We start from the raw sequence: 19,681 nt of genomic DNA on the forward strand, positions 1-19,681 counted from the left end.
GTGCTCGGCGCGGGGTTGGTGGGGTTGGGCGGATCGTTTGGGGGGTGGTGGGGGTGATGGGGTTGTTGGTGCCTTCGGGGGTGGCGGTGGCGGTTGATGATCCGAATCCGGAGCAGTGGCCGACGATCCAGCCGCCGGATACCGCCGGCAACCAAGCCGACCCGGGACCGGCCACGTGGCCCGCCGTCGAGCCGCCGGAAGGCAGCAGCACCGGCGCCGACCCCCAACCCGAATCCTGGCCAGCCCCCCAACCCAGCTGACAACCCAACCCCGCTGCCAGCACAACCCCGCTAGCCACGCACCCCCAGAGCTGGCCCACACCACGCAACTGCCGCACGCCTACCACCGGCTGAGGCCAATGCATCGAGCCGGGGCAGTTCATCGCATCAACGCCGGCGTTCACCGGGATCAAGCCGGGGTGGTTCACCACATCAGCCCGCTGCTGCACCGCATAACCGGACTGCCCAGGCACCCCAGCCGGCGGCATGCAGCTGATCCATTGCCGTGCATCGCGCCGCTGCCAGGAACGGTTTCCCGGGTCATGCCGGCGCTCCGATTCCCGGCTGCTCGTCCGCACAACCCGATTGCCCAGGCACCCCAGCCGACACCAGCGCGCCGATTCCCACCCGGCCCGTCCGCACAACCCGACTGCCCGGGACACCCCAGCTGAGGCCAGCGTGCCGATTCTCGGCCGGCTCGTCCGCACTGCGCGGCCACCCACCCTGGCGGCCGCACGCCCGGCTGATGAGAGGGCCAGTTGCGGGCCGGTTGATCCGCGGCGGCGGGACCGGGGGTGCGGGCGGACGTGGTTAAGGCGAGGGGGTATGCGTAAGGCCCGCGCTCCGGGGAGGCGGGCCTTACGGGGGTGGTGCGGTCAGCTGGGGGTTACCTCGAGGCGGACTGTGGCGGCTACCTCGGGGTGGAGCTGGATGGAGACCTGGTGCTTGCCGGTGGTCTTGATCGGCGCGGCGATCGAGATCGCGCGCTTCTCGACCAGCGGGCCGCCGGCGGACTTGATCGCGCCGGCGATGTCGGCCGGGGTGACCGAGCCGAACAGCCGGCCGGTGTCACCCGCCTTGACGTCGAGCTTGACCGTGAGCTGCTCGAGCTGGTTCTTGACCTCGCTCGCGTGCTCCTTGCCCTGGATCGACCGGGCGTCACGCGCCCGCTTGATCGACTCGATCTGCTTCTCGGCGCCGCGGGTCCAGCCGATGGCCAGGCCGCGCGGGACCAGGTAGTTGCGGCCGTAGCCGTCCTTCACCTCGACGATGTCGCCGGGGACTCCGAGGCCCTCGACCTCCTGCGACAGGATGAGCTTCATGGTCCGGACCTCCCTCAGCGAGCCGTGCTCGTGTACGGCAGCAGGGCCACCTCACGAGCGTTCTTGATGGCGGTGGCGACGTCGCGCTGGTGCTGCACGCAGTTCCCGGTCACCCGGCGGGCGCGGATCTTGCCGCGGTCCGAGATGAACTTGCGCAGCAGCGCGGTGTCCTTGTAGTCGACGTACGGGCTCTTGTCCTTGCAGAAGCCGCAGATTTTCTTCTTCGGCTTCCGAATGATCTTGGCCATTGTGGTGCTCTCTTCCTTCCAGAGCCCGGCACACGTGCCGGAATGGTCATTCTTGTCTCTTGGTCACGACCCGGACCGGATCAGAACGGAGGCTCCTCCATCGAGCCGCCGCCCTGGCTGGCCCAGGGGTCGTTCTGCGGGGCGGACTGGCCGCCGCCGCCCTGGGGGGTCGCCCAGGGGTCGTTCTGCGGGGCGCCACCCTGGCCGCCGCCGCCGTAGCCGCCGCCACCCTGGTTGCCACCACCGAAGCCGCCGCCGTCGGAGCGGGACGTCTTGGAGATCTTCAGCGTCGCATACCGCATGCTCGCGCCGATCTCGTCGACCTCACACTCGAAAACGGTGCGCTTGTTGCCGTCGCGGTCGTCGTAGCTTCTCGCCTTCAGACGACCGTGGACGACGACACGAGAACCTCGGGTGAGGGACTCGGCCACGTTCTCGGCAACCTGACGCCACACAGAGCAGTTGATGAAAAGCGTCTCGCCGTCTTTCCACTCGTTGGTCTGCCGATCCAAAGTCCGCGGAGTCGAGGCGACCGTGAAGTTCGCCACCGCGGCACCCGAGGGCGTGAACCGCAGTTCCGGATCACCCGTCAGGTTTCCGATCAGCGTGATGGGTGGTTCACCGGCCATGACAACTTCCTCCTACTGCAGACGATTGGTGGTGTGACGCCAGACCACCTGACGCCCCAGGCTCAGTGCTGGTCCGGCCGGATGACCTTGGTGCGGAGGATCGACTCGTTCAGCGTGAGCTGACGGTCGAGTTCCTTCACCACCGCCGGCTCGGCGGTCAGGTCGATGACGGCGTAGATGCCTTCGGCCTTCTTCTTCACGTCATAGGCAAGCTTGCGACGACCCCAGATGTCGAGCTTCTCGACCGTGCCACCTTCCTTGCGGACGATGTTCAGGTACTGGTCGATGGACGGCTCCACGGTGCGCTCATCGAGCTCAGGGTCGAGGATCACCATGACTTCGTAACGACGCATGCGCGAACTCCACCTCCTTCGGACTTGGCGGCCACGGTCTCTCCGTGGCAGGAGGGCGATGCGATGATGCTCCGCGCCGGCACTTGCCGCCGACGCCAAGCAATGAGCCCGGTCGATGGACCGGGCCACACCCAAGAGAATACCAGCGCCCGGACGCCCTCTTGACCATATCCACAGGGCATTTCCGGTCACTGTCCGTCACCCGGAGCTGCTCAGTCGTCACTCTCCGGGCCGACCACCAGCAGATCGATGTGGATGCCGAGGATCCGGCCGTCCGCGTCCACGGTACGCATCACGGGGTACGCGCCGTCGCCCCAGCCCGAGTGAGCCAGCACCAGGTTCTCGCCCTCGGTGGCCAGCGGCAGTACGACATTCGCGCAGCCCTCGCGCAGATGGTCGGGCGAGTCCATCAGCGCGAACCAGCTGTCCTCGCGGCCGTTCTCGAACAAATCCTCGTACCAGTCGCCGTCCGGCATCTTGGTCCGCGCGGCCTCGGCGTCCACGAACGCCACCGTGCCCGCGTCCACGCCGACCATCCAGAACTCGTCCTCGCCCAGCGTCCCGCCGGGGCCGGTCGCCGCCTCCACCCGGGCCACCTCCCCGTCCGCGACGCGCACCGACAGGAATGCCTCGCGCAGATGACTACCGTCCTGCGCCTCCGACACGTCCGCGACGGTGACCGAGACCGGGTAGTCGCCGGGCGGCACGTCCAGCACCGGGGCCTCGCCCAGGGTGACGAACGGGTCGCACGCCTCCAGCCGGCCACTCGGAACCCGCAGCACCCCGAGGTCGTGGACGGTCAGGGACCAGGTCCGCCCGTCGACCTCGACGGGACCAGGCCGGAGGGCACGGAAGTAGGCAGGGTTGATCACGAGCCAAGGCTAGGCCGTGTCTCGCTGTGCACCGGCGTTCGCCGCAGTGCCACGAGCACCAACAGTGGTACGGCGAGAACCGCCGACACCAGCGTCAGGATCGGGAAGCCGCCAAGCGTGAACAGCCAGGGCGAGGTGGCTGTGGCCAACGCGGCGACGGCCCAGATCGACGACTCGACCTTGCTCTCGAGGTCGGTGGCGACCAGCTGTGCACTGCCGCTGAGATAGCACAGATTCCAGCCGTAACCGAGCAGGAACAGCGCCGGCGTGAGGAACGGACCGGCCTGGGTGGTCAGCAACGCGGAGACGAGCAGCAGCCCGAGTCCAGCGAGCATCACCTGGCGTGAACCGGCCCGGTCGATCCACCAGCCGGTGAGTGGCGCCAGGGCGAACATGCCGAGCGTGTGCGCGGACAGCATCACCCCTAGCGTCCCCAGGTCGTCACCATGCTGATGGGTGTGGACCGGTACGGCGCTCATCAACGACACCATCACCAGATGCCCCACGATCATCACGCCGGCTGCAAGGGCAACCGACGTACGGCGACCGCCAACAGGGACGCGGTTCAGCACTGACTCGTTAGTGGGGCGCCCGCCGCGGAAGTAGGTCGACGCGACCAGTGCGCCGAACACGGTGGCCAGAGCGAGCAGGAACGGTCCAGCCAAGGCAGGGACACCGAGTGCTGTGGCGAACGACTGTGACGGTGCCATGAGGAACGGTCCGCCGACTGCACCCGCCGTACTGGCCCAGACGACTGTGCTCATGGCCGATGCGCGTCGGGCGGCCGGTACGACGTCGGCCGCGGCGTACCGGGAGAGGAGGCTGGCCGCGTTGCCGGCACCGATCAGGAACATGCCGACGAAGAGCAGAGCCACGTGAGCACCCACAGCGGTCAGCACTGTGAGGGCTCCACCGGCGACACCGACGCCGTACCCCATGCGTAGCGCCTGTCCGCGGCCTCGGCGGGCAGTCCATCGACCAACAGCCAAGGCGCCGGCTGCGGTGCCCAGCACACCCGCTGTGTTGGGTAGACCGGACAGGCTCGGGTCCACCCTTTCGGCGATCAGGATGGTGCTCATCGCGCTGGCCGCGATCATGGCGGCGTTCATCAGGGCGGCGGCCAGAACGATGGGAATCAGCATGTATTCCACGCTAGGAAGGCCGCCGCCGCAGCTGAAGGCCTGACGTAAGGCGTTGCCTCTTGTGGAGCGGCGATGTCGAAGGTGTTCTGGGGGAATGACCTTTCAGGAGCGAAACCTCGACGCCACCGACTGGCAGATCCTCGCGGAACTGCAGGCCGACGGGCGGCTGTCGTTCAACCAACTGGGCAAGCGGGTCAACCTGTCACCGCCCGCCGTGGCGGAGCGGGTACGGCGGCTGGAGGAGTCCGGTGTCATCACCGGGTACCGCGCCCAGGTCGACCCCGCCCGGGCCGGCCAGCCGCTGTCCGCCTTCGTCCAGATGCGCTGTACCACCGGACGCTGCCTGCTGAAGACCACCCGCGCCGAGGACTTCCCGGAGGTGCTCGAAATCCACAAGCTGAGCGGGAACTCCTGCTCGATGCTCCGGGTCCGCGTCACCTCGATGCGCCACCTCGAAGGACTCTTCGAACGCCTCGGCGAGCACGGCGAGATGAACACCCACGTGGTCCTGTCCACCGAGTTCGAGGGCCGCCCCGTGCAGCCGCCGGTCCACGATCCACGCCCGGTGACCCGGTCGGCGGGATGGGGTTCGTGAGATCGGGGCGGTGGGGCGGGGGAGGAATCCGAACTGTCGGAGGGTGCTTCTAGGGTTGGGGTCATGAGCTTGAAGCTGGGTGCGCACGTGGACCAGGAGGACCCGCTGGCCGAGGCGGCCGATCGGGGCGCCGACCTGGTGCAGTTCTTCTTGGGCAACCCGCAGGACTACAAGGCGCCGAAGCTCGCGTACGCCGACGGCGAAGAAGCACTGCGCGAGCGGGCCGCCGCGGCGGGCGTCGATCTGTACGTGCACGCGCCGTACCGGCTGAACGTGGCGAACACGAACAACCGGATCCGGATCCCCAGCCGCAAGCTGCTCCAGCAGACCCTGGACAAGGCGGCCGAGATCGGCGTCAAGGGTGTGATCGTGCACGGTGGCCATGTCGGTGAGGACGACGATCCGGAGGCCGGGTTCGACAACTGGCGCAAGTGCATCGAGCGCGCCGAGCTGCCGGTGCCGCTGCTGATCGAGAACACGGCCGGCGGCGAGAACGCGATGGCGCGTCAGCTGGACCGGATCGCCCGGCTCTGGGACGCGGTGCAGTCGTCCGGCAACGACCGGCTGGAGAACGTCGGGTTCTGTCTCGACACCTGCCACTTCCACGCCGCCGGCGAGGACCTGGCGACGGTGGTGGAGAAGGTGCTGGCGATCACCGGGCGGATCGACCTGGTCCACGCCAACGGCTCACGGGACGAGTTCGGCTCCGGCGCCGACCGGCACAGCAACTTCGAGGAGGGCCACATCGACCCGGCCGACATCGTCGCGGTGGTGCAGGCGGCCGGCGCCCCGGTGGTGGTCGAAACGCCGAACGCGAACCACGGTCAGAAGGCCGACATCGACTACCTCAGGTCTCATCTGACGTAGGCGCCTCGACCTCGCGGGCGCTCAGGCCGTGCACCCAGTAGGTGATGCCCCACGGCAGGAGCAGAGCCAGGGCGGTGGTGTTGCGGGTCGGGATCAGGATCCCGGCGGCGATGGCGACGAGGAGCAGGACGGTCGCGATCTGGAAGAGGTCGAGTTTGCCGATCAGCCGGGTGCGCAGGGTCGCCCGGTTCAGGCCGCACGCGCCGTACAGGGCGACCAGGCCGAGGATGGACAGTCCGGCGACGGCCACGCCGAGCCAGGCCGCACCGCCGTACTGGTCGGCGCCCTGGACGATCTCGCCGAGCTGGAAGAGGCCGACCATCGCGGTCAGCGCGGCCGAGCCGAGGAGCAGTCGGACGGAGGTACGGCGGGCCCGTTCGGGATCCGGCACCGGAGCACCCGGCGACTCCTCCGACGAATCGGCGGGTGGGTCGGGCGATGAGTCCAGCGCGGCGTCGCGGGCCGGGTCGGGCGATGGGTGCGGCGAGTCCAGCGCGGCGTCGCGGGCCGGGTCCGCCGAGGGGTCGGGCGATCGGTCCGCGGGTGGGTCGGGTGGTGGGGCCGCCATGTGGGCGACCGTAGCGCAAGGGTGAGAATGGCTCGCATGCAGACCTGGCCCGAGCGGTTTCCCGAACTCTTCGCGGCGGGCTACTGGGCCTGGGGTGATCTGGACGTCCGCTTCCAGCTGGAGGAGCCGCCGGACGAGCTGATCAGCAACGTGCACGTGATCGGCCGGACCGACGGCGGAATCGTTGTCTGCGGCAACGACCTCGGCTGGCGGTTCCTGCCCGGCGGGACCCGGGAACCCGGTGAGACGATCGAGCAACTCGTCCACCGTGAGCTGCTCGAGGAGGCCGGCGCCCGGTTGACCGGCCCGTTGACGTGGCTGGGTGCGCACCGCGCCGAGCACCGCCGCCCCACGCCGTACCGCTCGCACCTGCCCCATCCGGTCTCGTACTGGGCGAACGTCGTCGCAGACCTGGTCATCGAGCAGGAGCCGACCAACCCCGACGACGGCGAACAGGTGGTCGAGGTGCTGGTCCTGCCGCCGGACAAGGCGATCGCGTATCTCGATGCGCAGCCCGACGGGATCATGGGCAACGTGGTCAGACTGGCTCAGGCAATGGAGCTGGTTTAGCCGCCTTCCACGGCAGTACGACGGCGCTCAGCAGACAACACGCGCCCGCGACGTACATCGCGCCGCGGATCCCGATCACCGCGGCCAGCACACCACCCAACGCCAGGAACAACGGCTGCACACACCGCGAACTGATCGACCACGCGGTCAACACGCGGGCCATGAACCCGTCCTCCGTCACGTCCATCCGGTACGTCGCGAACGACGGGTTGAACGCACCGGCTGCCACCAGCATGCCGGTCTCGGCGACCGTGATCAGGACCAGTCCGGCGATCCCGGATGGCGCCAACGGCAACAACAGCAGCCACGGCGCCCGCAGCACGCCGAACACCAGCAGCATCCGATGCAGTCCGAACCGGAGGGTGAGCCGTGGCGCCAGCCGCGCACCCAGCACTGCTCCGAGACACGACACCCCGAGGGACAGCCCGTAGCTCCACGGCGCGAGTCCGAGGTCGCGCAGCATGAGTACGGTGAGCAGCGGAGACGTCATCATCACCGGACCGCCGAAGATCTGCGAGTTCCAGAACAGCACCTTCAGTCCGCGGTGCCGGAGGATGTATCGCCAGCCGGCGGTGATGTCAGCCTTCGCCGTCCGGCGGACCGGCGCCGGCTCCGGCTGCCGGATCCGCCGGATGCCGATCGCCGACAGCAGGAAGGACACCGCGTCGACAGCCACTGTCGCGGTCGCGCCGACCAGAGTGACCAGCGCACCCCCGATCGGCGGCCCGGCGCTCATGGTCAGCCAGGTCGTCTGCTCGAACTTGCTGTTCGCCTCGGCCCGTCCCTCGGCCGGAACCAAAGCCTTCAGATGCGCACCGCTCGCGGCCGTGAACGCTATCAGCGCGGCTGCCTGGACGACGCCGACCACACACAGTTGGGTGTACGTCAGGACGTCGAACGCCGCCGCCACCGGCACGCTCAGCAAGGCCGCGAACCGGGCGAGGTCCGCGCCGATCATCACCGGGCGCTTGCGACGCTGCTCGATGAAGTCGCCCATCGGGAGCGCGAACGCCGCACCGGCCAGCGCGGAGATGGCCGCGAGGAGCGAGACCTGGAACGTGCTGACGTCCAGCGCCAGGATCGCGACGAACGGGAGGGCTCCGGAGCCGATCGCGGACCCGGCGGCGCTGACGGTGAACGCGACCCACAGCCGCCGGAAGTCTCGACCCAAAGACATCCGGCGATCGTAGAAGCGGCCACCGACAGAATCAGCGCAGGTTGAGACCGCCGTCGAGCAGGATCACCTCACCGGTCAGGTAGCTGTTGTGGACCACCGCGGAGATCAGGTCCGCGACGTCCGACGGCTGGGCCGCGCGGCGCATCGGACTCGCGGTTCTCCACAGGTCTTGAGCCTCGGTCCACGAGGCGGTGAGCGGTGTGTCGACGAGACCAGGCGCGACCGCGTTCACGCGGACGGACGGCCCGAGTGCGGCGGCCAGCAGCTTGGTCACGTGGTTGAGGGCGGCCTTCGACGCGGCGTACGCGACCGAACTCCCCTTCGGCCGGACGCCGGCATGGCTGGTCACGTTGACGATGCATCCACCGGACTCGCGCAGCGCGGGCAGGGCCGCCGTACACAACAACCAGGGAGCGATCAGGTTGACGTCGAGCAGCCGGCGCCAGTCGTCCGCCGTCAGCGCGTCGAGGTCTGCATGCGGCACCGGCCAGCTGATGCCCGCGTTGTTCACCAGTACGTCGAGCCGCCCGTGCTCGGCCAGAACGCTGGGGACCAACGCCATCGCCGCCGCATCGTCGGCCAGATCGGCCTGGTGATACGAGCCGCCGAGCTCAGCGGCCAGCGCCGCCCCGGCATCCCGGCTGGCCCGGGAATGCACCGCCACGGTCATCCCGTCCGCGGCCAACCGCCGAGCCGTCGTGGCACCGATCCCCGACGCCGACCCGGTCACCAAAGCCACCTTGTGCACGGTCAAGAACCTCGGTAGCGGAGGCCGTCCATGAGCAGGTCGAGCGCCCGATCGGCCTGTTCGCGGTTCTTCCCGGTGGCCAGTGCGACCCCGCTGATGCTGACGAGTACGTCGTCCGCCGACACGTCCGACCGGAGGTCGCCGGACGCGGCGCCGGCGTCAAGCAACGGCTTGATCGCCCCGACCAGGAGCTCGAAGCTCTGCGCGTACGGGTTGGCGCCGGAGGCGATCACCGCACGCAGGGCGTCGGCCATCCCGAGTTTGCGGGTCATGTAGTCGATGTAGCGGTCCATCCAGGCACGCAGCGCCTGGGCGGGCGGCATCGAGTCGAGCAGCTCGGGCGCGGCGTCGCAGATGGCCGCGAGTTCGTTCCGGTACGCCGCCTCGATCAGCAGCTCGCGGGTCGGGAAGTGCCGGTAGAGGGTGCCGATGCCGACACCGGCGTCCTTCGCGATGCCTTCCAGCGTCGCTTCCAGGCCGCACGTCGAGAACGCTCGTGCCGCGGCAGCCAGGATCTGCTCCCGGTTCCGCTGCGCATCCGCCCGCAGCGGACGCTCACCCGTGCCCATCTCCCCTCCCTTCCTGTCCCCAGAACCTATCGGACTTGATAACCGGAGGAGTCTCCGGTTAACTGGATTTACCGGAGGTCCCTCCGGTTACAGCGTAGCTGCAGAACAGGAACAGCCTGATGAGCAGAATCACCACCCCCTTCGGCCACGACTCCACCGCCGCGCAGGTGATCGCCGGCGTCGACCTGTCCGGCCGCCGCGCGGTCGTCACCGGCGGCGCGTCCGGGATCGGCGTCGAGACCGCGCGCGCTCTCGCCTCGGCCGGTGCCGAGGTCACCCTGGCCGTCCGCAACACCGCCGCCGGTGAGCGCACCGCGGCCGACATCATCGAGACGACCGGAAACAACCACGTCTTCGTCGCACCGCTCGAGCTCGCCGACCGCGAGTCGGTGCGCGCGTTCGCGAAGAACTGGGACGGACCGCTGCACATCCTGGTGAACAATGCGGGTGTGATGGCCGAGCCGCTCAACCGCACACCCGAGGGCTGGGAGCACCAGTTCGCCACCAACCACCTCGGCCACTTCGGTCTCGCGACCGGTCTGCACGACGCACTCGCCCAGGCCGGTGACGCCCGCATCGTCTCGGTCAGCTCCAGCGCACACCTCCGGTCGGACGTCGTGTTCGACGACATCCACTTCGAGCACCGTCCGTACGACGAATGGGCGGCGTACGGGCAGTCGAAGACGGCCAACGTGCTGTTCGCCGTCGAGGCGGCCAAACGCTGGGCGAGTGACGGCATCGTCGCGAACGCGCTGATGCCGGGCGGGATCCGGACCGCGTTGCAGCGACACCTGCCGGAGGAGTTCTTCAAGAACTGGGAGGGCTTCGCGTGGAAGAACGTCGAGCAGGGTGCGTCGACCTCGGTCCTGCTGGCCGCGTCGCCGCTCGTCGACGGTGTCACCGGCCGGTACTTCGAGGACAACAACGAGGCCGTGCCCAACACCGGTGAGGAATTCAGCGGTGTCGCGGCCTACGCTCTCGATCCGGAGTCCGCCACTCGCTTGTGGGACGTCTCCGAGAAACTGCTGGCCAGTTGATCCACGGGTTTGATCAGGTGACCGGCTCGGCTACGGTCTGAGGCTCCGGGCCGGTAACCTGACCGACCGTGAGTGACTTGAGCATCCGGACCATCTCGGCCGACGAGCATGCCGCCTACATCGCGGCGCAACCGTCGGCGAGCTTCCTGCAGACCCCCGGGTGGGCGGCGGTGAAGAGTGAGTGGAAGGCGGAGTCACTCGGCTGGTTCGACCCGGCGAACCCGGACCAGTTGCTCGGCGCCGGCCTGGTGCTCTACCGGCAGATGCCGAAGGTGAAGCGGTACCTGGCCTATCTGCCCGAGGGTCCGGTGATCGACTGGGACGCGATCGACCTCGGCCGCTACCTGCGCCCGCTCGCGGCCCATCTGCAGGAGCAGGGGGCCTTCGGCGTCCGCATGGGTCCGCCGGTGGCGACCCGGCGCTGGGGTGCGAAGACGATCAAGGACGCGATCGCGGCCGGCCAGCAGCCGAAGCTCGGCGACGTCCGCGCCGACGTGATCGAGCCGTCGGGCGCGACCGTGGCGGCCCAGTTGCGCGCCCTCGGCTGGAAGGCGCCGCGCACCGGTGAAGGTTTCGCCGCGGGCCAGCCGCAGTACGTCTTCCAGGTACCGCTGGCCGGCCGCAGCCAGGACGACCTGCTCAAGGGCATGAACCAGCTGTGGCGGCGCAACATCAAGAAGGCGGAGAAGGCCGGCGTCGAGGTGACGCAGGGCGGACCCGAAGACCTGAAGGCGTTCCACGCCTTGTACGTCGAGACGGCCGAACGGGACCACTTCACCCCGCGGCCGCTGCCGTACTTCGTGAAAATGCAGGCGGCGATGGCGAACCAGCCGGCCGACTGTTGTGACTTCCGGATCTACAACGCCTACCACGAGGGCGACCTGGTCGCGTCGACCATCTGGGTCCGGGTGGGCGGTCATTCCTGGTACTCCTACGGTGCCAGCTCGACCGCCAAGCGAGACGTGCGCGGATCGAACGCGATCCAGTGGCGCATGATGACGGACGCGCTCGCGGCGGGTGCGTCCGTGTACGACCTACGGGGCATCACCGACACCTTGGACCCGAACGACCCGCACGTCGGGCTCATCCAGTTCAAGGTCGGCACCGGCGGCGAGGCCGTCGAGTACGTCGGTGAGTGGGATCTGCCGTTGAACAAGGCGCTCTACACCGCATTCGACCTCTACATGAGACGGCGTTGACACCATGCCCCTAGTCCTGCACGTCGATTCCGATCGATGGCGCGAACATCTGCGTTCCACGTGGAACCCCGACATCGTCCCGGTCGCCAAGGGCAACGGGTACGGCTTCGGCAACCAGCGGCTGCTGGCCGAGTCGCGTGCACTGGGCGCGCGGACCGTCGCGGTCGGCACGTACTTCGAGGTGCCGCCGGACCCGCGTGAGGACATCGTCGTCCTGTCGCCCTGGCGGCCGTTCCTCGAGATCCCGCAGAGCAAGCACGTGATCCACACGGTCAGCCGGCTGGCCGACCTGGTCTCGATCCCGGCCGGCAGCCGGGTGCTGATCGAGGTGCAGACCTCGATGCGCCGGCACGGCATCGGCGCCCGGGAGCTGAGGCACACGATGCTGCTGAACGCCCTCGACCGGATCCGGTTCGAGGGCTGGTCCCTGCACTTCCCGATGGGTGCCGGCGGCACGTCGGCCAACCTGAGGGAGGCCGCGGAGCTGGGCAAGGCGGCCCAGGACGTCCGGCGGGGACCGCTGTGGGTGTCGCACGTACCGGCGCAGAAGCTGGCCGACATCGGTGCGGACGTCCGGCTGCGGATGGGCACGGGCCTCTGGCTCGGCGACCGCGGCGCGCTGACCGTGCGGGCCACCGTGCTCGACGTGCACTCGGTGCGCCGGGGTGAGCGGGTCGGCTACCGGCAGCGCCGGGTCAGCGGTGACGGCCACATCCTGGTGGTGTCGGGCGGGACCGCGCACGGCGTCGGCCTGGAGGCGCCGACCGCGGCCGCGACCGTGCGGCAGCGCGCGATCGCGATGGCCAAGGGCAGCCTGGACGCGGCCGGCCTGGCGCTGTCGCCGTTCACCATCGAGGGCAAGCAGCGCTGGTTCGCCGAGCCGCCGCACATGCAGGCCAGCATGCTGTACCTGCCGTCGTCGGTGGCGCCCCCCGCGGTCGGCGACGAGGTCGGCGTCGACGTCCGCTTCACCACCACCAACTTCGACAAGGTGTCGATGGACTAGGTCGTGTCTGGCAATTCCGCGCCGTCGCGAGCAGGTGCTCGGTGCGGTGCATCGGCGTGCTGGAGCGGAGGTTGCGATGCGGAGCATCGTGGCCTTCGCGCCAGTGCGGCGAGGTGCCGTGCCGAGTGCCGCGCAGTAGGCGGGGAATTGCCAGACACGGCCTAACCGGCGGGTGACGCCAGGTCGATGACGGTGCCGTCGGGGCAGCGCAGGTAGGACGTGACCTGCCCCCACGGCGTCTTCTCCGGCTGCTTCAGCGGCTCCGCGCCGGCCTCGACCGCCCGCTGGAAGTCGCCCTCGACGTCCTCGCTGGTGAGCCCGAGTTCGAACCCGACGGCACCGGGCGCGCCGATGTCGGTCAGGTGGCTCTGGCCGACCGCGTAGGTGGCGAAGACGATCTTGGTGTCACCGGCGTCCATCTCGCCGGCGCCCTGGTCCCAGTACGTTCCCTTCCAGCCGAACGCGCGCTCGAAGAACTCGATCGAGGCCTTCGCATCCTCGACGTACACGATGGTCTTGGCGAACTTCATCACCGGTCTCCTTGGTCTACTCCGCGGCAGGACCGTCCTGCCACCGAGCCTGACGTGGCCCGGGCCGGAAGTGTGACAGGTTGACTTCAGGTGGACCTGAAGTTTCAGCCTGGAGTCATGAGCTTTCTGGAGCGGATCGAGGAACGGCCCGGAGCCGAGCAGCTCCGGGCGGAGTCGTACCGGCTGCTGGACCTGCCGCCGGGCGCCACCTGCGTCGACGTCGGGTGCGGCGCCGGGCATGCGGTGGCCGACCTGACCGCGGCCGGTCTGAAGGTGACCGGGGTGGACGCGGACCCGGAGGCGATCGCGGCCGCCCGGAGCCGGATGCCCGACGGGATGTTTCACGTGGCACATTCCGACGGGCTGCCGCTGGAGGACGCCTCGGTGGACGGCTACCGGGCCGTCCGGCTCTTCCACCTGCTCGAGGACCCGGTTCCGACGGTCGTCGAGGCGCGGCGGGTGATCCGGCCGGGCGGGCGCATCGTGCTCGGTGGCCAGGACTACGGGTTCCTGCTGATCGACAGCTCGGACCAGGACCTGACCGACGTCGTCCTGCTCGGGCTGGAGTCGCGGTCGGTCGCTCCGCGCGCGGCCCGCAGTCTGCGCGACCTCCTGCTCGACGCGGGCTTCCGTGACGTGCAGGTCGTCGTACACACCGAGGTGGTGACCGACCACGCGGTGATGGCGCGGCAGCTCGAGATGGCGGCCGCCGCGGCGGTCGGCAAGGCGCTCATCACCCAGGAGGACGCCGAGGGCTGGCTGGCCGAGCAGGCGGACCGAGGCCGGCGCGACCGCTTCCTCGCCGTACTCCCGACCCTGCTGGTGGCCGCCACGCGTTGAGCTGACCCTGTCGGTGGGGGTCGTTAGCGTGCGAAGAATGATTCCACTCAAGGGTGTAGTACTCGACGCACCGGATCCCCGGAAGCTCGCCCGCTTCTACTGCGACCTGCTCGACTGGAAGCTCGGCGACGACGACGAGACCTGGGCGACCGCGATCGGCCCCAACGACACCAAGCTGTCGTTCCAGCTGGAGCCGAACTACCGCACGCCGTCCTGGCCGAGCCGGACCGACGAGCAGCAGATGCAGGTGCACCTGGACTTCAAGGTGGACGACCTGGAGGCCGCGCACGAGCACGCGACCTCCCTGGGTGCCCGGCTACAGGATTTCCAGCCGCAGCCCGACGTCCGGGTGTACGCCGACCCGGTCGGCCACATCTTCTGCCTGTTCGTCTAAGCCTTGAGGTGGCCGCGCCACTTGACCGTCGGGAGCAGGGCGGCGGGGTCGACGCGGTCCTTGTTCGCGGCGACGATGTCGAACATCGAGTCGATCAGCGTGTCGGACAGCAGGTGCGGCTGCAGGCCGAGACCGACCAGGCCGGTGTGCTTCACGTTGTAGTAGTGCTCGGCCTGCTCGACCCGCGGGTTCTCCAGGTGCTCGACCTGGACCGGGCCGGGGAAGCACTCCGCGACCTTCTCCGCGAGCTGGGCGACCGAGTAGCTCTCGGTCATCTGGTTGAACACCCGGAACTCGCCGGCGTCGGCCGGGTTCTCGACCGCGAGGCGGATGCACTCGACGGTGTCCCGGATGTCCAGGAAGCCACGGGTCTGGCCGCCGGTGCCGTAGACGGTGAGCGGCTCACCGAGCACGGCCTGGATGACGAACCGGTTGAGCACCGTGCCGAACACGGCGTCGTAGTCGAACCGGGTCGCCAGCCGCGGGTCGCGTACGGTCTGGTCCGTCTGCTGCCCGTAGACCACGCCCTGGTTGAGGTCGGTGACGCGCAGTCCCCAGATCCGGCAGCCGAACTCGAGGTTGTGCGAGTCGTGCACCTTGCTGAGGTGGTAGAACGACCCCGGCTTCTTCGGGTAGAGCATCCGGTCCTTGCGCCCGTTGTGCTCGACCTCGAGCCAGCCTTCCTCGATGTCGATGTTCGGCGTCCCGTACTCGCCCATCGTGCCGAGCTTGACCAGGTGGATGTCCGGGTTCGTCTCGGCCACGGCGTACATCAGGTTCAGCGTGCCGACCACGTTGTTGTGCTGGGTGTAGACCGCGTGCTCGCGGTCGATCATCGAGTACGGCGCGGCGCGCTGCTCGGCGAAGTGCACGATCGCGTCCGGTGCGAACTCCCGCACCACCCGGTAGACGAAGTCGGCGTCGAGCAGGTCGCCGACGTACGCCGCGATCCGCCGGCCGGAGACCTGTTCCCAGGCCGCGACCCTGGTGTCGAGGTCCTCGATCGGGACCAGGCTCTGCACCCCCAGCTCGCGGTCGTAGCCCCGGCGGGCGAAGTTGTCGAGGACGGCCAGGTCGTGGCCACGGTCGGACAGATGCAGCGCTGTCGGCCACCCTAGGTAACCGTCACCGCCCAGGACGAGTACGCGCACGGCTCGGCCGCCTTCCTTGTGGGGCTGCTGGCTTTCACTGTCCTTCCTATCCCGAGTACCCGCTCCCCTAACGTGACCGGCCCCACTCGGAAGCTGGCAATTCGCTATGAATCCGTGCGGCCGGGGCACCGATCCGGGCGGAGGTGCACAATAGGGCCGATGGGGATTCTGGCCAAGGTGATCGGCGGATCCGGCTCGCGCCGGACCCGTTTGTTGCTGTGGGCGAAGTACTCCACCGCGTCGGTGGTCGCGACGGTGATCAGCCAGACCGCGTTCGCGCTGTGTTACTGGTTCGGCACGGCGCCCATCATCGCGACCCTCGTCGCGTGGGTGACGGGGACCGCGCCGAACTACCTGATCAACCGCCGCTGGACCTGGGGTCACAGTGGCCGGCCCGGCCGGGAATTGTTGCCGTTCACAATCATCGCGGTGACCAGCGCAGTGCTGGCGGCGATCGTCACGACGGTCACCGACCGCATCGTCCAGGACACGATCGACTCGCATCTCTGGAAGACGGTGCTGGTCAGCGGCTCCTACCTCGGCACGTACGGCGTCCTGTTCGTGCTCAAGTTCGTGCTGCTCGATCGCTATGTGTTCGCCAAGCGTGCACGGTCCGCCGAGACCGAGCCCGCCGCAGAACGTACTCCCGTAGCCAGGTAGTCGTCATTACCCGCGCGTAATTCGCGCCGTACACCAGCCCCGGACCCTTCTTGCTGGTCCCGTCGCCGCGGCGGCGCATCGTCATCGGCAGCTCGTCCACCCGCGCGCCGATCGCGAGTGCCCCGAGCAGCAACTCCGACGACTGGTACTGCGGCTCGCGCAGCGTCACCGCGGTCGCCAGGTCGGCCCGCATCGCGCGGAACCCGAACGACGTGTCGGTCAGCTTCCGGCGGGTCAGGATCGACGCCAGGACGGCGAAGACCCGCACCCCCACCCAGCGCAGCCGGCTGTCCGCGTCCTCGGCCCCGAGCCGGCGCGACCCGGTGACGAAGTCCGCGCGGTCGAGCAGGATCGGCTCCAGCAGGACCTCGAGCTCGTGGTTGTCGTACTGGCCGTCGGCGTCGGTGGTCACGACGTACTGCGCTCCGCCCTCGGACGCGAGGTGGTAGCCGAGCCGGAGCGCGGCGCCCTGCCCCCGGTTGCTCGGGGCAACGCAGACGAAGGCGCCGTGCTGCCTGGCGATCTCCGCGGTGTCGTCGGTCGCCCCGTCGACGACAACCAGGACGTCGACCGGGAGCCCGGCACAGGTGCGCGGCATGTTCGTCAGCACCGGGCCGATCCCGCCGGCTTCGTTGTAGGCCGCAATCACCACGACGATCGGCGCGAACGACGGCTTGCCGAAGTCCTGCACGGCGAGCGAGTCGACCTCGTCCGGGTAGTCGGCCATCGCGGGCCGGGCCTGGTCCTTGCCGAGCAAGGCGCGCAATCCGATCGCGCCGGCCAGCGGGAAGAACACCAGGCCGGGCAACTGGTAGCGCCAGGAGAACTCGAACGCGGCCGAGCCGAGGAGCAGGATCACACCGGCCGCCGCAGGCAGTAGTGCCGCTGACCTGAGGCCGGAGGTCTTTGCCCGGCCAAGCCCGGCCACAGCGGCCAACGCGATCAGCACACAGATTCCGAGCAGCATGCCGGAGGTGTAACCGCCGTTGAGTTGGTACGCCCGCAGAACGGCGGCGGGCACGTGTGAAACCTGCGGCTCCGACCCACCCCATTTCACCGCCGCCTTGGAGGTGTTGGGGTCCTGCAGGTTCGGGTAGGTCGTCTGGAACTGCCAGCGCTCCAGAGGTACGTCGTCCGGTGACGTGGTCCGTGTCGGTGCGAAACCCTTGGCGAAGTCCTTCAGCGCGGCCCATGTGACGTCCAGCGGCTGATGCCTGATCACCAGGCGTGCGAACTCCGTGGCCAGCTCCTGCTTCGTGGTGCCGGGTGGCAGCGGCCCAGGCCAGTTGGGGTCGCCGTAGTGGTTGTGCGCGTACTTGTCGACACCGAGACGCTGGCCGAGCGGCTCCTTCGGACAGAACAACCTGGTGCCTTCGTTGAGCGGCAGCTTGGAGCAGTCCGCAACCACAGCGGTCCGGCCGTACAGCACCTGGTTCCCTGCGCCGGTGAATCCCCAGCGGCCGGTCTCCGCATGGAAGTAGACAGCGTAGGCGCCGAACACCACGGCGAACCCGGCTATGGCTGCGGCAGTACGTCGTACCAGCTCTAGACGACGGTGACGCCAGGCGTTGCCCACCACGACCAGGTAGAGCACGACAGCGATGAGCAGGACCAGGCCGATGGTGCGGACCGCGAAGGCGGCTCCCAGGAGCAAGCCCACTGCCAATCCACGCTTCCAGCCGGGGACGCCCCAGCCGAGCAGAAGCCAGAGGACGGCGACGAGGAGTACGTCGAAGGTGGTCTCGGCCATGATGTTCTGCTCGATCTGCACCTGGTAGGCGTCGAGCAGAAGCGGTGCGGCAGCTACCGCGGACAGCCAGCGGTAGACGTCGAGCCGGCGGGCCAGCGCGTAGATGGCAATGCCCAGCAGCAGTCCGGCCAGGTGCTGCACGATGACGACGAGGGTGAGGCCGCCGAGCTCGACCAGCGGCCGCAGGACGAAGTCGTAGCCGATCGGGTTGAGCTGGTTCGGACTCAGGTCCTCCATGTTGTTCAGGTACTGCACCGAGTCGGTGTAGATGATCGCCGGCCGGTAGGCGACGGTTGCGAGGACACGCAGGACCGTGCCCGCTACCAGGAAGACAGCGAGCAGCCAGTGGGTCCGCAACAACTTCCGCACGCCACCCAGCGAGGCGAGCGGGCGTGGTCGTCGGTCGCTCACTGCGCGCTGAAGTACTGCCACGTGCGGGCGAGCCCGTCGTCCAGCGAGACCGTCGGCTCGTAGCCGAGGTCGTTGGTGATGTCGACGACCACGGCCGGCATCTCTCCGGCCGGAGCCTCGATGTGCTCGGCCGGCACCGGACGACCGGTGACCGACCGGACCGCCTCGACCAGCTCGAGCACGGAGACGGAACGGCCGGAGCCGATGATCGCACGGCCGTCGTACCCCTTGTCGAGCGCGAGCAGGACCCCCGCGACGACGTCGTCGATGTAGACCAGGTCGCGACGCTGCTTGCCGTCGCCGTAGATCTTGACGCCCTCGCCCCTGAGCGCCGCCCGCATCATCCGCGGCACGAAGCTGTCCTTGTGTGACATGCCCGGCCCGTAGACGTTGGTGAACCGCAGGGCGGCGGTCGCCATCCCGTAGCTGCCGGAGTACGCGGACAGCAGCATCTCGCAGGCCGCCTTCGTCGCGCCGTACGGCGTGAGCGGCCTGAGCGGGAGGTCCGCGGTGATGGTCGACGTACCCACGTTGCCGACGACCGCGTTGGTCGACGCGAGGACGAAGCGGTCCACGCCGCTGCCACGGGACAGCTCCAGCAGAACCTGGGTGATGGTCACGTTCTGGGCGAAGGTCTGCATCGGCGCGTCGACCGAGCGCAGGACCGAGGTCAGGGCGGCCAGGTGAACCACGGCCGTCGGCCGGGTCTCGAACGCCGCGACACATACCTCCTGGTCGCCCAGCTCCCCGGTCACGACGTACACCCCGTCGTCCCACGACTGCTCCGCCGGCTCCCGATCCACCGCGGTCACCGCCACGCCCCGCCGCCGCAGGCCGGCCACCACGGCCCGCCCGATGAACCCGGCCGCGCCGGTCACCAGCACACGTTCGTCCATGCGTCTCAACCTACCGCCGGAGTGTCAATCCGCCGCCAGGCGTCGACAGTGCGCTACGAACTATTGACCAGGGGTGACGATGCTGGGCACGATCGCTCCGGGCGCGGGCTGACAACCTTGTCATCGGGGCCGCGCAACCCACACCGGC

General features: G+C 69.0%; 24 protein-coding genes. 10 read left to right on the forward strand and 14 right to left on the reverse strand.

Features of this window, described 5'->3' with window-relative positions:
* The coding region (locus tag ACYVOK_RS33760) for a hypothetical protein (protein WP_460666663.1) at positions 1–260 on the forward strand (260 nt) is incomplete at its 5' end.
* A gap of 614 nt (positions 261–874) precedes the next feature.
* Here ACYVOK_RS33760 and rplI read toward each other — a convergent pair.
* The 6 genes from rplI to ACYVOK_RS33790 form a co-directional block, all read right to left on the reverse strand.
* Complete coding sequence (rplI, locus tag ACYVOK_RS33765) at positions 875–1,321, reverse strand: 50S ribosomal protein L9 (protein ID WP_460666664.1); 447 nt, start codon at positions 1,319–1,321, stop codon at positions 875–877.
* Between the two features lie 14 nt (positions 1,322–1,335).
* Positions 1,336–1,569, reverse strand: coding sequence for a 30S ribosomal protein S18 (gene rpsR, locus ACYVOK_RS33770; RefSeq protein WP_460666665.1), 234 nt, complete (start codon positions 1,567–1,569; stop codon positions 1,336–1,338).
* An 80-nt stretch (positions 1,570–1,649) separates the two neighbouring features.
* Positions 1,650–2,198, reverse strand: a complete 549-nt coding sequence (locus tag ACYVOK_RS33775; RefSeq protein WP_460666666.1) for a single-stranded DNA-binding protein — start codon at positions 2,196–2,198, stop codon at positions 1,650–1,652.
* A 62-nt stretch (positions 2,199–2,260) separates the two neighbouring features.
* Positions 2,261–2,551, reverse strand: coding sequence for a 30S ribosomal protein S6 (gene rpsF, locus ACYVOK_RS33780; protein ID WP_132211461.1), 291 nt, complete (start codon positions 2,549–2,551; stop codon positions 2,261–2,263).
* A gap of 212 nt (positions 2,552–2,763) precedes the next feature.
* Entirely contained in the window at positions 2,764–3,423 is a 660-nt protein-coding gene (locus ACYVOK_RS33785; RefSeq protein WP_460666667.1) for a DUF4241 domain-containing protein, read from the reverse strand.
* Positions 3,420–4,565 (reverse strand): MFS transporter, encoded by a 1,146-nt coding sequence (locus ACYVOK_RS33790; protein ID WP_460666668.1) that lies wholly within the window; start codon positions 4,563–4,565, stop codon positions 3,420–3,422. The genes ACYVOK_RS33785 and ACYVOK_RS33790 overlap by 4 nt, the downstream gene beginning before the upstream one ends.
* A gap of 94 nt (positions 4,566–4,659) precedes the next feature.
* Between ACYVOK_RS33790 and ACYVOK_RS33795 the strand changes: the two genes are divergently transcribed.
* On the forward strand, positions 4,660–5,160 hold the full coding sequence (locus ACYVOK_RS33795) for an Lrp/AsnC family transcriptional regulator (protein WP_460666669.1): 501 nt from the start codon (positions 4,660–4,662) through the stop codon (positions 5,158–5,160).
* A 63-nt stretch (positions 5,161–5,223) separates the two neighbouring features.
* Positions 5,224–6,027 (forward strand): deoxyribonuclease IV, encoded by an 804-nt coding sequence (locus ACYVOK_RS33800; protein WP_460666670.1) that lies wholly within the window; start codon positions 5,224–5,226, stop codon positions 6,025–6,027.
* Here the strand turns inward: ACYVOK_RS33800 and ACYVOK_RS33805 are convergent.
* Positions 6,008–6,595, reverse strand: coding sequence for a hypothetical protein (locus ACYVOK_RS33805; protein WP_460666671.1), 588 nt, complete (start codon positions 6,593–6,595; stop codon positions 6,008–6,010). The two genes, ACYVOK_RS33800 and ACYVOK_RS33805, sit on opposite strands and share 20 nt — an antisense overlap.
* A 36-nt stretch (positions 6,596–6,631) precedes the next feature.
* Here ACYVOK_RS33805 and ACYVOK_RS33810 point away from each other — a divergent pair, with 36 nt between their 5' ends.
* A complete protein-coding gene (locus ACYVOK_RS33810) occupies positions 6,632–7,165 on the forward strand; it encodes an NUDIX domain-containing protein (RefSeq protein ID WP_460666672.1) in 534 nt (177 codons plus the stop codon).
* On the opposite strand, the gene ACYVOK_RS33815 is transcribed toward ACYVOK_RS33810, so the two are convergent.
* Genes ACYVOK_RS33815 through ACYVOK_RS33825 form a run of 3 tightly spaced genes read right to left on the reverse strand, consistent with a single transcriptional unit; the run spans position 7,134 to position 9,659 of the window.
* A complete protein-coding gene (locus ACYVOK_RS33815) occupies positions 7,134–8,342 on the reverse strand; it encodes an MFS transporter (protein ID WP_460666673.1) in 1,209 nt (402 codons plus the stop codon). The genes ACYVOK_RS33810 and ACYVOK_RS33815 overlap by 32 nt on opposite strands.
* A 31-nt stretch (positions 8,343–8,373) precedes the next feature.
* The gene (locus ACYVOK_RS33820; protein WP_460666674.1) at positions 8,374–9,072 is read right to left on the reverse strand and encodes an SDR family NAD(P)-dependent oxidoreductase; all 699 of its coding nucleotides are present in this window, start codon (positions 9,070–9,072) and stop codon (positions 8,374–8,376) included.
* A 20-nt stretch (positions 9,073–9,092) separates the two neighbouring features.
* Positions 9,093–9,659 carry a TetR/AcrR family transcriptional regulator gene (locus ACYVOK_RS33825; RefSeq protein ID WP_460666675.1) on the reverse strand — a complete coding sequence of 189 codons (567 nt, stop codon included), beginning with the start codon at positions 9,657–9,659 and terminating at the stop codon, positions 9,093–9,095.
* Between the two features lie 119 nt (positions 9,660–9,778).
* Here ACYVOK_RS33825 and ACYVOK_RS33830 point away from each other — a divergent pair, with 119 nt between their 5' ends.
* The 3 genes from ACYVOK_RS33830 (at position 9,779) to ACYVOK_RS33840 (ending at position 12,901) form a co-directional block, all read left to right on the forward strand.
* Positions 9,779–10,696, forward strand: coding sequence for an SDR family NAD(P)-dependent oxidoreductase (locus ACYVOK_RS33830; protein ID WP_460666676.1), 918 nt, complete (start codon positions 9,779–9,781; stop codon positions 10,694–10,696).
* 68 nt (positions 10,697–10,764) lie between these two features.
* Positions 10,765–11,895 carry a lipid II:glycine glycyltransferase FemX gene (locus ACYVOK_RS33835; RefSeq protein WP_460666677.1) on the forward strand — a complete coding sequence of 377 codons (1,131 nt, stop codon included), beginning with the start codon at positions 10,765–10,767 and terminating at the stop codon, positions 11,893–11,895.
* Positions 11,896–11,899: 4 nt separating this feature from the next.
* Complete coding sequence (locus ACYVOK_RS33840; RefSeq protein WP_460666678.1) at positions 11,900–12,901, forward strand: alanine racemase; 1,002 nt, start codon at positions 11,900–11,902, stop codon at positions 12,899–12,901.
* A 161-nt stretch (positions 12,902–13,062) separates the two neighbouring features.
* Here the strand turns inward: ACYVOK_RS33840 and ACYVOK_RS33845 are convergent, their stop codons facing one another.
* Positions 13,063–13,431 carry a VOC family protein gene (locus ACYVOK_RS33845; RefSeq protein ID WP_460666679.1) on the reverse strand — a complete coding sequence of 123 codons (369 nt, stop codon included), beginning with the start codon at positions 13,429–13,431 and terminating at the stop codon, positions 13,063–13,065.
* Between the two features lie 117 nt (positions 13,432–13,548).
* Here ACYVOK_RS33845 and ACYVOK_RS33850 point away from each other — a divergent pair, with 117 nt between their 5' ends.
* Positions 13,549–14,271 carry a methyltransferase domain-containing protein gene (locus ACYVOK_RS33850; protein WP_460666680.1) on the forward strand — a complete coding sequence of 241 codons (723 nt, stop codon included), beginning with the start codon at positions 13,549–13,551 and terminating at the stop codon, positions 14,269–14,271.
* 37 nt (positions 14,272–14,308) lie between these two features.
* Complete coding sequence (locus ACYVOK_RS33855) at positions 14,309–14,665, forward strand: VOC family protein (RefSeq protein ID WP_460666681.1); 357 nt, start codon at positions 14,309–14,311, stop codon at positions 14,663–14,665.
* Here the strand turns inward: ACYVOK_RS33855 and ACYVOK_RS33860 are convergent.
* Positions 14,662–15,816, reverse strand: coding sequence for an NAD-dependent epimerase/dehydratase family protein (locus tag ACYVOK_RS33860; RefSeq protein WP_460666682.1), 1,155 nt, complete (start codon positions 15,814–15,816; stop codon positions 14,662–14,664). The genes ACYVOK_RS33855 and ACYVOK_RS33860 overlap by 4 nt on opposite strands.
* A 159-nt stretch (positions 15,817–15,975) precedes the next feature.
* Here ACYVOK_RS33860 and ACYVOK_RS33865 point away from each other — a divergent pair, with 159 nt between their 5' ends.
* Positions 15,976–16,476 (forward strand): GtrA family protein, encoded by a 501-nt coding sequence (locus tag ACYVOK_RS33865; RefSeq protein WP_460666683.1) that lies wholly within the window; start codon positions 15,976–15,978, stop codon positions 16,474–16,476.
* Here ACYVOK_RS33865 and ACYVOK_RS33870 read toward each other — a convergent pair.
* Together ACYVOK_RS33870 and ACYVOK_RS33875 are read right to left on the reverse strand one after the other, a co-directional pair.
* The gene (locus tag ACYVOK_RS33870; protein WP_460666684.1) at positions 16,382–18,595 is read right to left on the reverse strand and encodes a glycosyltransferase family 2 protein; all 2,214 of its coding nucleotides are present in this window, start codon (positions 18,593–18,595) and stop codon (positions 16,382–16,384) included. The genes ACYVOK_RS33865 and ACYVOK_RS33870 overlap by 95 nt on opposite strands.
* 38 nt (positions 18,596–18,633) lie before the next feature.
* Positions 18,634–19,533, reverse strand: a complete 900-nt coding sequence (locus tag ACYVOK_RS33875) for an NAD-dependent epimerase/dehydratase family protein (protein ID WP_460666685.1) — start codon at positions 19,531–19,533, stop codon at positions 18,634–18,636.
* Positions 19,534–19,681: the final 148 nt, after the last annotated feature.

It is taken from the genome of Kribbella swartbergensis (assembly GCF_054784135.1).

Excerpts from the sequence above, each read along its gene's own strand:
- rplI (WP_460666664.1), bottom strand. The coding sequence starts at position 1,321 with ATGAAGCTCATCCTGTCGCAGGAGGTCGAGGGCCTCGGAGTCCCCGGC.
- rpsR (WP_460666665.1), bottom strand. The coding sequence starts at position 1,569 with ATGGCCAAGATCATTCGGAAGCCGAAGAAGAAAATCTGCGGCTTCTGC.
- ACYVOK_RS33775 (WP_460666666.1), bottom strand. The coding sequence starts at position 2,198 with ATGGCCGGTGAACCACCCATCACGCTGATCGGAAACCTGACGGGTGAT.
- rpsF (WP_132211461.1), bottom strand. The coding sequence starts at position 2,551 with ATGCGTCGTTACGAAGTCATGGTGATCCTCGACCCTGAGCTCGATGAG.
- ACYVOK_RS33790 (WP_460666668.1), bottom strand. The coding sequence starts at position 4,565 with ATGCTGATTCCCATCGTTCTGGCCGCCGCCCTGATGAACGCCGCCATG.
- ACYVOK_RS33795 (WP_460666669.1), top strand. The coding sequence starts at position 4,660 with ATGACCTTTCAGGAGCGAAACCTCGACGCCACCGACTGGCAGATCCTC.
- ACYVOK_RS33800 (WP_460666670.1), top strand. The coding sequence starts at position 5,224 with ATGAGCTTGAAGCTGGGTGCGCACGTGGACCAGGAGGACCCGCTGGCC.
- ACYVOK_RS33805 (WP_460666671.1), bottom strand. The coding sequence starts at position 6,595 with ATGGCGGCCCCACCACCCGACCCACCCGCGGACCGATCGCCCGACCCC.
- ACYVOK_RS33810 (WP_460666672.1), top strand. The coding sequence starts at position 6,632 with ATGCAGACCTGGCCCGAGCGGTTTCCCGAACTCTTCGCGGCGGGCTAC.
- ACYVOK_RS33815 (WP_460666673.1), bottom strand. The coding sequence starts at position 8,342 with ATGTCTTTGGGTCGAGACTTCCGGCGGCTGTGGGTCGCGTTCACCGTC.
- ACYVOK_RS33825 (WP_460666675.1), bottom strand. The coding sequence starts at position 9,659 with ATGGGCACGGGTGAGCGTCCGCTGCGGGCGGATGCGCAGCGGAACCGG.
- ACYVOK_RS33830 (WP_460666676.1), top strand. The coding sequence starts at position 9,779 with ATGAGCAGAATCACCACCCCCTTCGGCCACGACTCCACCGCCGCGCAG.
- ACYVOK_RS33840 (WP_460666678.1), top strand. The coding sequence starts at position 11,900 with ATGCCCCTAGTCCTGCACGTCGATTCCGATCGATGGCGCGAACATCTG.
- ACYVOK_RS33845 (WP_460666679.1), bottom strand. The coding sequence starts at position 13,431 with ATGAAGTTCGCCAAGACCATCGTGTACGTCGAGGATGCGAAGGCCTCG.
- ACYVOK_RS33850 (WP_460666680.1), top strand. The coding sequence starts at position 13,549 with ATGAGCTTTCTGGAGCGGATCGAGGAACGGCCCGGAGCCGAGCAGCTC.
- ACYVOK_RS33855 (WP_460666681.1), top strand. The coding sequence starts at position 14,309 with ATGATTCCACTCAAGGGTGTAGTACTCGACGCACCGGATCCCCGGAAG.
- ACYVOK_RS33865 (WP_460666683.1), top strand. The coding sequence starts at position 15,976 with ATGGGGATTCTGGCCAAGGTGATCGGCGGATCCGGCTCGCGCCGGACC.
- ACYVOK_RS33875 (WP_460666685.1), bottom strand. The coding sequence starts at position 19,533 with ATGGACGAACGTGTGCTGGTGACCGGCGCGGCCGGGTTCATCGGGCGG.